The 12,050-nt window shown below is 74.9% G+C and carries 10 protein-coding genes and 1 riboswitch; of the genes, 7 read left to right on the forward strand and 3 right to left on the reverse strand.

Features of this window, described 5'->3' with window-relative positions:
- Positions 1-28 precede the first annotated feature (28 nt).
- The 6 genes from ACIBA9_RS12515 (at position 29) to ACIBA9_RS12540 (ending at position 7,232) form a co-directional block, all read left to right on the forward strand.
- Complete coding sequence (locus ACIBA9_RS12515; protein WP_362162002.1) at positions 29-256, forward strand: hypothetical protein; 228 nt, start codon at positions 29-31, stop codon at positions 254-256.
- Between the two features lie 157 nt (positions 257-413).
- Positions 414-556: riboswitch (cobalamin riboswitch) on the forward strand.
- Between the two features lie 99 nt (positions 557-655).
- Positions 656-1,600 (forward strand): cobalamin biosynthesis protein, encoded by a 945-nt coding sequence (locus tag ACIBA9_RS12520; RefSeq protein ID WP_399362229.1) that lies wholly within the window; start codon positions 656-658, stop codon positions 1,598-1,600.
- Positions 1,597-3,105, forward strand: coding sequence for a cobyric acid synthase (locus ACIBA9_RS12525; RefSeq protein WP_399362231.1), 1,509 nt, complete (start codon positions 1,597-1,599; stop codon positions 3,103-3,105). The genes ACIBA9_RS12520 and ACIBA9_RS12525 overlap by 4 nt, the downstream gene beginning before the upstream one ends.
- Positions 3,106-3,178: 73 nt before the next feature.
- Positions 3,179-5,212: a putative cobaltochelatase gene (locus ACIBA9_RS12530; protein WP_399362233.1), complete on the forward strand. Its 2,034-nt coding sequence runs from the start codon at positions 3,179-3,181 to the stop codon at positions 5,210-5,212.
- Positions 5,212-5,811: a cob(I)yrinic acid a,c-diamide adenosyltransferase gene (gene cobO, locus ACIBA9_RS12535; RefSeq protein WP_399362235.1), complete on the forward strand. Its 600-nt coding sequence runs from the start codon at positions 5,212-5,214 to the stop codon at positions 5,809-5,811. Before ACIBA9_RS12530 ends, cobO begins: the two co-directional genes overlap by 1 nt.
- Complete coding sequence (locus ACIBA9_RS12540) at positions 5,811-7,232, forward strand: cobyrinate a,c-diamide synthase (protein WP_399362236.1); 1,422 nt, start codon at positions 5,811-5,813, stop codon at positions 7,230-7,232. Before cobO ends, ACIBA9_RS12540 begins: the two co-directional genes overlap by 1 nt.
- Before the next feature lie 47 nt (positions 7,233-7,279).
- Here the strand turns inward: ACIBA9_RS12540 and ACIBA9_RS12545 are convergent, their stop codons facing one another.
- Entirely contained in the window at positions 7,280-8,011 is a 732-nt protein-coding gene (locus ACIBA9_RS12545) for a ZIP family metal transporter (RefSeq protein ID WP_362162019.1), read from the reverse strand.
- 116 nt (positions 8,012-8,127) lie between these two features.
- On the opposite strand from ACIBA9_RS12545, the gene cobC reads away from it, so the two are divergent.
- Positions 8,128-9,714: an Rv2231c family pyridoxal phosphate-dependent protein CobC gene (cobC, locus tag ACIBA9_RS12550; protein ID WP_399362239.1), complete on the forward strand. Its 1,587-nt coding sequence runs from the start codon at positions 8,128-8,130 to the stop codon at positions 9,712-9,714.
- 180 nt (positions 9,715-9,894) lie between these two features.
- Here the strand turns inward: cobC and ACIBA9_RS12555 are convergent, their stop codons facing one another.
- Positions 9,895-10,803: an SCO1860 family LAETG-anchored protein gene (locus ACIBA9_RS12555; RefSeq protein WP_399362241.1), complete on the reverse strand. Its 909-nt coding sequence runs from the start codon at positions 10,801-10,803 to the stop codon at positions 9,895-9,897.
- Between the two features lie 142 nt (positions 10,804-10,945).
- A complete protein-coding gene (locus tag ACIBA9_RS12560) occupies positions 10,946-12,037 on the reverse strand; it encodes an amidohydrolase family protein (RefSeq protein ID WP_399362243.1) in 1,092 nt (363 codons plus the stop codon).
- Between the last annotated feature and the right edge of the window lie 13 nt (positions 12,038-12,050).

Genomic DNA, 12,050 nt, shown 5'->3' on the forward strand with positions numbered 1-12,050 from the left:
CGAGCCCTCAGGTACTGAAGGAAACATCATGACGATCGACTGGGCGGCCCTCGGCTCCGTCTTCGGCACCAGCCTGGTGTTCACGGTGGGCCTGGTGGCCCTGTTCACCCTCGGCATCAACGGCCTGTCGCGGCGCGAGAAGGCCGCGGCCCAGGGCGGCTCGGCCACCCTCGCGGTCACCGGCGCCTACGTCTGCTTCGCGGCCTGCGCGGCGGCGGTGGCGTACGGCATCTACCTGATCGTGGCCAAGGCCTGAACCGCCCGCCGATCGTGGCCGCGTCCTGATCGAACACGCCCGAGGCTCCCCTCCCGTCGCCCGGGAGGGGAGCCTCCGGCGTGTCCACGCCTGCCGGGGGCGGGCGTCGGCGCTCCCTCCCCCCGCAGGTCAACGGCTGGTCAACGGCAGGTTGACGGCTGTTCGGGGCGCATGGTGGACTGCCCGGGCCATGTACGGCGGCAAGAGAGGAAGCCGGTGCGAATCCGGCGCGGTCCCGCCACTGTCACCGGGAGGAGACTCCCGGGAAGCCAGGAACTCTCACCGCCGAATCTCGTCGAACCAGGGCGTGGACACCCTGAGTGAGGACCCGGATCGCCATGCTCGGCCGCCGAAGGACCAGTACCAGGCCCACCCCCCTACCCACGGCCGTCTGAGCCGATGGGTGCCGATCGCTCCTACGCGTACGGCGCCGCCGCCGGCCTGCTGGGTGACCTGATCCTGGGCGATCCGCGCCGGGGGCACCCGGTCGCCGCGTTCGGACGGGCCGCCGCCGCGGTGGAAGGCGCCTTGTGGCACGACCACCGGGGCTGGGGCGCCGTGCACACCGCGGTGTGCGCCGGCGGCGCCGTCGCGCTCGGCGCGCTGACCGCACGGGCCGTACGCCCCTCGCCTGCCGCGTCCGCCGCGCTGACCGCCGCCGCCACCTGGGCGGTCGTCGGCGGCACCTCGCTCGCCCGGGAGGCACTCGGCATCGGGCGCGCCCTGCGGGCCGGTGACGTCGAGGCGGCCCGGGCGCGGCTGCCCCATCTGTGCGGCCGGGACCCGCAGGCGCTGGACGCCGACGGGATCGCCCGGGCCGTGGTCGAGTCGGTGGCCGAGAACACCTCCGACGCCGTCGTGGGCGCGCTCGTCTGGGGCGCCGTGGGCGGAGTGCCCGGTCTGCTCGGGTTCCGGGCGGTCAACACCCTGGACGCGATGGTCGGTCACAAGTCGCCTCGTCTGCGCCGCTACGGCTGGGCCTCCGCCCGCCTGGACGACGTCGCCGGGTGGCCGGGGGCCCGGCTGACCGCCGTACTCGCCGCCGCGGCCGGGCCCGATCCGCGCGGCGCGCTGCGCGCCTGGAAGGCCGACGCGCGAAGGCATCCGAGCCCCAACGCCGGACCCGTGGAGGCCTCCTTCGCGGGCGCGCTCGGGGTACGCCTGGGCGGGACGCTCGCCTACGGCGGCCGGGTCGAGCACCGCCCGGTGCTCAACGGGGCGGCCGGGCGCCCCGTCCATGTCAACGACATCGAGCGGGCGGTACGGCTGTCCCGCCGGGTCGGCCTGCTCGCGTTCGGCGTCACACTCGCCGCGCGCCGACTCGTGAAGGGAGCGGGGAAGTGACCGGGGGTCTCCTCGTCGCCGGCACCACCTCCGACGCCGGCAAGAGCGTCGTGACGGCCGGAATCTGCCGGTGGCTGGTGCGCCAGGGCGTGAAGGTCGCGCCGTTCAAGGCGCAGAACATGTCGCTCAACTCCTTCGTGACCCGGGAGGGCGCGGAGATCGGGCGGGCCCAGGCCATGCAGGCCCAGGCGTGCCGGGTCGAGCCGACCGCGCTGATGAACCCGGTGCTGCTCAAGCCCGGCGGTGAGCGCAGCAGCCAGGTGGTGCTGCTGGGCAAGGCCGTGGGCGAGATGAGCGCGCGCGGCTATCACGGAGGTCGCCAACAGCGGCTGCTCGGCACGGTGCTGGACTGTCTGGCCGAGTTGCGGGGCACCTATGACGCGGTGATCTGCGAGGGGGCGGGAAGCCCGGCCGAGATCAATCTGCGGCGCACCGACATCGTCAACATGGGCATCGCCCGCAACGCGCGCCTGCCCGTGCTCGTCGTCGGCGACATCGACCGCGGCGGCGTCTTCGCCTCGTTCTTCGGCACCGTCGCCCTGCTCTCGCCGGAGGACCAGGAACTGGTCGCCGGGTTCCTGGTGAACAAGTTCCGGGGCGATGTCGGCCTGCTGGAGCCCGGGTTGGAGATGCTCCGGGGCCTGACCGGGCGGCGGACGTACGGTGTGCTGCCCTTCCGGCACGGACTCGGCATCGACGAGGAGGACGGGCTGCGGATGTCCCTGCGGGGCACCGTCCGGGAGTCCACCGTCGCTCCCCCCGTCGGCGAGGACGTGCTGCGGGTCGCGGTGTGCGCGGTCCCGCTGATGTCCAACTTCACGGACGTGGACGCGCTGGCGGCCGAACCGGGCGTCGTGGTGCGGTTCGTGGACCGTCCGGAGGAACTGGCGGACGCCGACCTCGTGATCGTCCCGGGCACCCGTGGGACCGTACGGGCGCTGCGGTGGCTGCGGGAGCGGGGGCTGGCGGACGCCCTCGCCCGAAGGGCCGCCCAGCACCGGCCGGTCCTCGGCGTCTGCGGCGGCTTCCAGCTCCTCGGCGAGCACATCGAGGACGACGTCGAGTCGCGCGCCGGTGAGGTGCCCGGGCTCGGCCTGCTGCCCGTACGGGTGCGGTTCGCCCGCGACAAGACCCTCGCCCGGCCGGCCGGAGAGGCCCTCGGCGAGCGGGTCGAGGGGTACGAGATCCATCACGGGGTCGCCGAGGTGACCGGGGGCGTCCCGTTCCTGGACGGCTGCCGGGTCGGCCAGACGTGGGGCACGCACTGGCACGGCTCCCTGGAGTCGGACGGTTTCCGGCGGGCCTTCCTGCGCGAGGTGGCCGCCGCGTCGGGCCGCCGCTTCGTGCCGGCCCCCGACACGTCCTTCGCCGCGCTCCGCGAGCAGCAGCTCGACCGGCTGGGCGACCTTGTCGAACAGCACGCGGACACCGACGCACTCTGGCGGCTGATCGAGTCCGGCGCGCCCCCGGGGCTGCCGTTCGTCCCACCGGGAGCACCCGCGTGAACGCCACTCGCGTGAACACCGGCCGTGTGCACGCCACTTACCTTGATCCGGAAGGCGACCTGGAGGGCGCTTCGTGACAACCCCCTTCCCATTCACGGCCGTTGTCGGTCAGGACGATCTGCGGCTCGCGCTGCTGCTGAACGCGGTCTCCCCGGCGGTCGGCGGCGTGCTGGTACGCGGCGAGAAGGGCACCGCCAAGTCCACGGCCGTGCGTGCCCTCTCGGCGCTGCTGCCCGCCGTGGACGTCGTCCCCGGATGCCGGTTCTCCTGCGATCCGGCGGCACCCGACCCGTCCTGCCCGGACGGCCCGCACGAGCCGGGTCCCGGTACGGCACGACCGTCCCGCATGGTCGAGCTGCCCGTCGGCGCCTCCGAGGACCGGCTGGTCGGCGCCCTCGACATCGAGCGGGCGCTCGCGGAGGGCGTGAAGGCGTTCGAGCCGGGCCTGCTGGCCGACGCGCACCGCGGCATCCTGTACGTGGACGAGGTCAACCTCCTCCACGACCACCTGGTCGACCTGCTGCTGGACGCGGCGGCGATGGGCGCCTCCTACGTGGAGCGCGAGGGCGTCTCGGTGCGGCACGCGGCCCGCTTCCTGCTCGTCGGCACCATGAACCCCGAGGAGGGCGAGCTGCGGCCGCAGTTGCTGGACCGGTTCGGACTGACCGTGGAGGTCGCCGCCTCCCGGGAGCCGGACCAGCGGGTGGAGGTCGTACGGCGCAGGCTGGCGTACGACGACGACCCCGCCGCCTTCGCCGCCCGGTGGGCCGCGGAGGAGGCGGACGTACGGCAACGGGTCGTGGCGGCGCGGGAGTTGCTGCCGCAGGTCCGGCTGGGTGACGCGGCGCTGCGGCAGATCGCGGCGACCTGCGCGGCCTTCGAGGTGGACGGCATGCGGGCCGACATCGTGATGGCGCGTACGGCGACCGCGCTGGCCGCGTGGGCCGGGCGCACCGACGTGCTCGCCGACGACGTGCGCCAGGCCGCGCTGCTCGCGCTGCCGCACCGGCGCCGGCGCAACCCGTTCGACGCGCCGGGGCTGGACGAGGACAAACTGGACGAGACGCTGGAGGAGTTCGCCGGCGACGACGACCCCGGCACGGGCGACGGCGGCCCCGACGGCGACGACGATCCCGGCCCGGGCGGCCCTGGCGGAGGCGGCGGAGGCGGCGGACGGCCCGAGCCGGACACCGGTCCGCGGGGCGGCGACGCCGCCGCCCGGCCGGAAGCCGGCGAGGGCGGCGAGCCACGGCCCGCGGGCGATGGCGAGCGGGCCCCCGCACGGGCCGCCGAGCCGTTCAGGACCAAGGTGCTGAGCGTGCCCGGCCTCGGGGAGGGTGCCGCCGGCCGGCGTTCGCGGGCCCGCACCGAACACGGGCGCACGACCGGGGCCCGGCGGCCCCGGGGCGCGCTGACCAAGCTCCACCTGGCGGCGACCGTGCACGCCGCCGCCCCGCACCAGCGGGCCCGCGGCCGGTCCGGGCCGGGGCTGGTGGTCCGCAGGGACGATCTGCGGCAGGCGACCAGGGAAGGGCGCGAGGGCAACCTCGTGCTGTTCGTGGTGGACGCCTCGGGTTCGATGGCGGCGCGGCGACGGATGAGCGCCGTGAAGGGCGCCGTGCTGTCGCTGCTGCTGGACGCCTACCAGCGCCGGGACAAGGTGGGTCTGGTGACCTTCCGGGGCACGGGAGCCGAGGTCGCGCTGCCGCCGACCTCGTCGGTCGACGCGGCCGCCGTACGGCTGGAGTCGCTGCCCACGGGCGGCCGGACACCGCTCGCGGCCGGGCTGCTGAAGGCCCACGAGGTGCTGCGGGTGGAGGGGCTGCGGGATCCGGCGCGGCGGGCGCTGGTCGTGGTGGTCACCGACGGGCGGGCCACCGGCGGCCCGGAGCCGGTCGCGTTCGCGGAGCGGGCCGCGCGCCTGTTCGCGGCCGCGCAGGTCGCCTCGGTGGTCGTGGACTGCGAGACGGGTCCGGTACGGCTCGGGCTCGCCGGACGGCTCGCGGGTGAGCTGGGCGGCACGGCCGTCACGCTGGACGAGCTGCGGGCCGACTCGATCGCCGGTCTGGTCAGGGATGTGCGGGAAACGTCTAGGAGGGCCGCGTAATGCCGCAGGGACAGCCGAGTGTCGTGCCGGAGGACGGACTGACGACCCGGCAGCGCCGCAACCGTCCGCTGGTGCTCGTGCACACCGGGGTCGGCAAGGGGAAGTCCACCGCCGCGTTCGGGCTCGCGCTGCGCGCCTGGAACCAGGGGTGGCCGATCGGGGTGTTCCAGTTCGTCAAGTCGGCGAAGTGGAAGGTCGGCGAGGAGAACGCGCTGCGCGTGCTCGGCGACTCCGGGCAGGGGGGCACCGTCGACTGGCACAAGATGGGCGAGGGCTGGTCCTGGGTCCAGCGCGATGACCAGCTGGACAACGAGGAGAAGGCCCGGGAGGGCTGGGAGCAGGTCAAGCGGGACCTGGCCGCCGAGACCTACCGGCTGTACGTGCTCGACGAGTTCGCCTATCCGCTGCACTGGGGGTGGGTGGACACCGACGAGGTGGTGGAGGTGCTGCGCGAGCGGCCCGGTACCCAGCACGTGGTGATCACCGGGCGGAACGCGCCGCCCAAGCTGCTCGACTTCGCCGACCTCGTCACCGACATGTCCAAGGTCAAGCACCCCATGGACGCGGGGCAGAAGGGCCAGAAGGGCATCGAGTGGTGATGTCGTCGATGCCCCGCCTGGTCGTCGCCGCGCCTTCCTCGGGCAGCGGCAAGACCACCGTCGCCACGGGGCTGATGGCCGCGTTCGCCGCGCGGGGGCTCGCCGTGTCCCCGCACAAGGTCGGCCCGGACTACATCGACCCCGGCTACCATGCGCTCGCGACCGGCCGGGTGGGGCGCAACCTCGACGCCTATCTGTGCGGGCCGGGGCTGGTCGCCCCGCTGTTCCTGCACGGGGCCCGGGGGTGCGACCTCGCCGTGGTCGAGGGGGTGATGGGGCTGTACGACGGGGCCGCCGGCGAGGGGGAACTCGCCTCCACGGCCCATGTCGCCAAGCTGCTGCGGGCGCCGGTGGTGCTCGTCGTGGACGCGTCGTCGCAGTCGCGGTCGGTGGCGGCGCTGGTGCACGGGTTCGCGTCCTGGGACCCCCAGGTGCGGATCGGGGGCGTGATCCTGAACAAGGTGGGCTCGGACCGCCACGAGTGGCTTCTGCGCGAGGCGCTGGAATCCTCCGGGGTGCCGGTGCTGGGCGTCGTACGGCGGGCGGCCCGGGTGGACACGCCCTCAAGGCACCTGGGGCTGGTGCCGGTCGCCGAACGGCACTCCGGCGCGGTCGACGCGGTGGCGGCGATGGCGGCGCAGATCTCCGCCGGGTGCGACCTGGACGCGCTGCTGGCGCTGGCCCGCGGTGCCGGGCCGCTGCCGGGCGCGGCCTGGGACGTGGCCGCCGAACTCGCCTCGGCCCAGCGTGGCAGCGGCACCGGCCGCGACGACGGTGCCGGCCGGCCGACCGGATCGGCCGGATCGGCCGGGGGGCGGGCGCCGGTGGTGGCCGTGGCCGGCGGGGCGGCGTTCACCTTCTCCTACGCCGAGCACACCGAGCTGCTCACCGCCGCCGGTGCCGAGGTCGTCACCTTCGACCCCCTGCGCGACGAGCGGCTGCCCGAGGGCACCTCGGGCCTGGTCATCGGCGGCGGGTTCCCGGAGGTGTACGCCGCCGAGCTGTCCGCCAACGAGGGCCTGCGCAAGTCCGTCGCCGAACTGGCGCTGAGCGGGGCCCCCGTCGCCGCCGAGTGCGCGGGGATGCTGTACCTGTGCCGGGAGCTGGACGGGCAGCCCATGTGCGGTGTGCTGGACGCGACCGCGCGGATGAGCGAGCGGCTGACCCTCGGCTACCGGGACGCCGTGGCCGTGGGTGACAGCGTGCTGGCGGTGGCGGGGACGCGGATGCGGGGGCACGAGTTCCATCGCACGGTCGTGGAGCCCGGCGCCGGTCCCGCGCCCGCCTGGGGGGTGCGGACCCCCGCCCGGCGCGTCGAGGGCTTTGTGTGGCGGGGCGTGCACGCGAGCTATCTGCACACGCACTGGGCGTCCGAGCCCGCTGTCGCCCGGCGGTTCGTGGAGAGCTGTCGGGGGTCATGAGCGGCGGGCCGGCCGGGGGCACCGGGGATCACGCGTGGCCGGGGCGGTCAGCCGCCGGAGATGCCGACCACCAGCCAGATGAAGGCCGCGCCGGCCACCGTGCACAGCAGGGTGGAGCGGGCGGGGTGTTCATGGTGGGCCTCGGGGAGGATCTCGGCCGCGGCGAGATACAGCAGGACACCGCCGAAGAGGCCGAGATAGCCGCCGAGCACCGGTTCCGGAATGTGGAAGAAGATCGTCGACAGCGCTCCCAGCAGGGGGGCGCAGGCATCGGCCACGAGCATGCCTATCGCCCGGCGGCGCGCGTTGCCGTACAGGCTCGTGAGGGTGAAGGTGTTGAAGCCGTCGGCGAAGTCGTGCGCGATCACCGCGAGCGCGACGGAGGTGCCCATGCCGCCGCCCACCTGGAAGGCCGCGCCGATCGCCACTCCGTCCATCGCACTGTGGCCGACCATCGCGGCGGCCGCCGTCAGGCCCACCTCGGGCGCCCGGTGGGTGTGCTCACCGGCGCCGTGCGCCGCCTGGCGGGCGGCGAGGAGACGTTCCACCAAGTGGGCCAGCAGGAAGCCGAGCACGAACAGCAGCAGCGCGGCGGGCACGCCGAACACCTCGCGGTCGGCCGCGTGCAGCGCCTCCGGCAGCAGGTCAAGGCCGACCACGCCCAGCATCAGGCCGCCGGCCAGTCCCAGGACGAGATGGCGACGGTCGGTAACCCGCTGTGCCGTCCAGCCGCCGGCCAGCGTCATCAGGAACGCGCCGAGCGCGACGAAGACCGCCATAGGCACTTGCTATCCGATGGAGCCGCCTTCGCGCACATCCGGCGCCGTCCACACCCGGGCAGACCTTGACATTTCACCCATCTCTTAGTCGCTTTCCCCTACGAGAGGACCTTCCCATGCCCGACGCCTCCACCGGTGGGGTGACGCCCGCCGTCGCCGGTCCGAGCGGGCCCCCGGGACGGCCGTCGCCCCTGGTGGTCGGGGTGGGTGCGGCCAGGGGCGCGTCGGCCGAGGAGGTGCTCGCCCTGATCGAGGAGGCGCTGCGCGAGGCCGGGCTCGCGCCGGAGTCCGTGGCCGAACTCGCCACCGTGGACGGCAGGGCCCGGGAGCCGGGTCTCCTCGCGGCCGCCGCGCGGATCGGGGTGCCCCTGGTGTCGTACGCCGCCGAGGAGTTGGCGGCCGTCGAGGTGCCCACCCCCTCCGGCGCGCCCCTCGCGGCCGTCGGCACCCCCTCGGTCGCGGAGGCCGCCGCGCTGCTCGGTGGCGGCGAGCTCCTCGTCCCGAAGCGGAAGTCGTCGGCGCGGCCCGCGAGGGTGACCTGTGCCGTCGTGCGGCGGCGGACCGAGGACCGGGGGGCGGCCACCACCGAGGACAGGTACAGGCACACGGACAGGGACACGAGCACGGACGCGGACATGGATACGGATATGGGCACGGACGCCGGGCACGACCTTCTTCGTCATCACGGGGACGCCGAGGTGCGCGACGACGGGGCCGCGCTGGTCGACCTCGCCGTCAACGTCCGGGCGAACACCCCTCCCCCGTGGCTGCGCGAGGAGATCGCCGCGTCCCTGGCGTCCCTCGCGGCCTACCCCGACGGTCGGGCCGCGCGGGCGGCGGTGGCGGCGCGGCACGGGCTGCCGGTGGAGCGGGTGCTGCTGACGGCGGGGGCGGCGGAGGCCTTCGTGCTTCTCGCGCGTGCGCTGCGGGTCCGGCGGCCGGTGGTCGTGCACCCGCAGTTCACCGAGCCCGAGGCGGCGCTGCGGGACGCCGGGCACCAGGTGCGGCGGGTGCTGTTGCGGGCGGAGGACGGTTTCCGGCTGGATCCGGCGGCGGTGCCGCAGGACGCGGACCTGGTGGTGATCGGGAATCCGACGAACCCGACGTCGGTGCTGCATCCGGCCGGGGTGCTCGCCGGGCTCGCGCGTCCGGGACGGGTGCTGGTGGTCGACGAGGCGTTCATGGACGCGGTGCCGGGTGAGCGGGAGGCGCTCGCCGAGCGGACGGATGTGCCGGGTCTGGTCGTGCTGCGCAGTCTGACGAAGACGTGGGGGCTCGCGGGGCTGCGCATCGGGTACGTGCTGGCCGACCCCACGGTCATCGCCTCGCTGGAGCGGGCCCAGCCGTTGTGGCCGGTGTCCACGCCCGCGCTGGCCGCCGCCGAGGCGTGTGTGGCGCCGAGGGCGCTGGCCGAGGCGGGGCACGCGGCGCATCGGATAGCGGCGGACCGGGGGCATCTGGTCGCGGGGCTGGCCGGGTACGCCGATCGTGGCGTGCGCGTGGTGGGGCCGTCGGAGGGGCCGTTCGTCCTGGTGCGGATGCCGGGTGCGGAGGGGGTACGACGACGGTTGCGCGAGCTTGGCTACGCCGTGCGGCGTGGGGACACGTTTCCCGGGCTCGGTGAGGAGTGGGTGCGGGTGGCGGTACGGGACCGAGCGACGGTGAGCGGATTCCTCCGGGCGCTGTCGACCGCGCTGGGGTAGCGGGGGCCCCGCCCTCCACCCGGACCGCCCTCACCCCCAACCGGTCGGCCGAGCAGTGCCCGAGGGGCGTCGCCGGACTGGGGCCCCGGACGACCGTCCCCCCGCCCCCCGGGGCCCACCGCCGCGGACCCGAGCCCTCCCCCGGGGAGCTCGGGTCCGCGGAAGCGGCGGGAGCCGGGGTCAGCTCTTGCGGCGGCGGGCGATCGTCACCGCTCCTCCGCCCGCCAGGAGCAGGGCGACGGCGCCGCCGGCGATGTACGGCGTCACCGGGCTGCCGCCGGTTTCCGCCAGGTCGGCCTTGGCGGGGGCGCCCTGGGGGCGGACGTCGGCGGCCGGGTCGTGGCTGGGCACGGGGTGCTTGGTGGGCGGGGCCACCGGCGTCTCGCAGGTGGCCTTGGCCAGCGTGACCGTGCCCTCGACGTCGGCCACGTTGAGCTTCAAGGGGTTGATGGAGACCTTGAGTTCGAGGGCGGTCGCGGCGGCCGTGCGGGTCGTGGTGCTGCGCCGGGAGAGGTCGAGCCGGACCTCGCCGACCCCGGGCACCTTCACCTCGACCGGGCCGCCCGCGGTCAGCGTGACGCGCTTGCCGAGGACGCTGACCGCGCCGAGGACGTTCGACGACGCGGCCGGTGCCTTGCCGGCCTCGCAGGTGGCCTTGGCGGTGACCGTGTCGGCCTCGACGAGGGACAGCAGGGGCAGACCGGGGACGTGCAGCCTGGCGTGGGCGAGCCGGACCGAGCCCTCGGCGCGGCGCCCGGTCACCGTGGCCTTCGCCGAGGCGACGTCCGCGTCGAGCACGCTGAACGGCTTGTCGCCGGCCACGCCGTCGAGCCGGGCGGACAGCGCGGTCCGGTCGGCGCTCCGCGGGGCCTGGACCTCGTCGAGGGAGACCGCGAGCGGGACGTGCACGCTGTTGTCGAGCAGGGAGACGTCGAGCCCGGTGCGCAGGACGACGGCGGAGGCGCGACCGTGGGCGCCGGTAGCGTGCGCGGCGCTCGCGCCCAGCACGGCGGGTGCCGCGCAGAGCGCGGTGACCGTCGCGACGGCCGCGAGACGGCGTGCGGGCATGCGGAAGTTGTTGCTGTTCAAGGCGGTGGGACCCCCAGACGAGACTTGCTTGGGACCCGTCAACCATTACGCACTGTGGGTGAACGGTCAGCGATCCTGAGTCACTTCACCCGATCGAGGTGTTTCAGCACGCCTCTTCGAATCACCGGGCACAGGCGTTCCCCTACTCGACCACGGCCCCGTTCAGCACCACCCTGCGCGGCGCCGCCAGCACCCGTACGTCGGCCCGCGGGTCGCCCTCGTAGACCACCAGGTCGGCCGGTGCGCCCTCCTCCAGGCCCGGTCGGCCGAGCCAGGCCCGCGCACCCCAGCTCGTCGCCGACACCGCCCGCACCGGTGGGATGCCGGCGGTGACCAGTTCCGCCACCTCCGCCGCGACGAGGCCGTGGGCCAGCGAGCCGCCGGCGTCGGTGCCGACGTAGACGGGGACGCCGGCGTCATAGGCGCCGCGCACGGTGTCGTAGCGGCGTTCGTGCAGCCGTCGCATATGGGCCGACCAGCGCGGGTAGCGGCTGTCGCCGCCGGCCGCGAGCCGCGGGAAGGTGGCGATGTTGACGAGGGTGGGGACGATCGCGACGCCCCGTTCGGCGAACAGCGGGACCAGGTCCTCGGTCAGGCCCGTGGCGTGCTCGACGCAGTCGATGCCCGCCTCGACGAGGTCGCGCAGCGAGTTCTCGGCGAAGCAGTGCGCGGTGACCCGGGCACCGAGCCGGTGGGCCTCGGCGATGGCGGCCTCGACCGCTTCACGGGGCCAGCAGGGGGCCAGGTCGCCGAGGTCGCGGTCGATCCAGTCGCCCACCAGCTTGACCCAGCCGTCCGAGCGCCGGGCCTCCTGGGCGACGTAGGCGACGAGGTCCTCCGGCTCGACCTCCCAGGCGTAGTTGCGGATGTAGCGGCGGGTGCGGGCGATGTGCCGGCCGGCCCGGATGATCTTCGGGAGGTCCTCGCGGTCGTCGATCCAGCGGGTGTCGGAGGGTGAGCCCGCGTCGCGGATCAGCAGGGTGCCGGCCTCCCGGTCGGTGAGCGCCTGCTTCTCGGCGGTGTCCGCGTCGACCGGGCCGTGGGCACCGAGGCCGACGTGGCAGTGCGCGTCGACCAGGCCGGGCAGCGCCCAGCCCTCGACGGTGGTGATATCGCGGGCCCCGGCGGGCCGGTCGTAGGAGATCCGCCCCCCGACCACCCACAGCTCGTCACGGACGTCCTCGGGGCCCACCAGTATCCGGCCCTTCACGTGCAGCACCGCGCCATCGCTCATGACACCGCACCTT

Source organism: Streptomyces sp. NPDC051452, assembly GCF_044454765.1.
GTDB lineage: Bacteria > Actinomycetota > Actinomycetes > Streptomycetales > Streptomycetaceae > Streptomyces.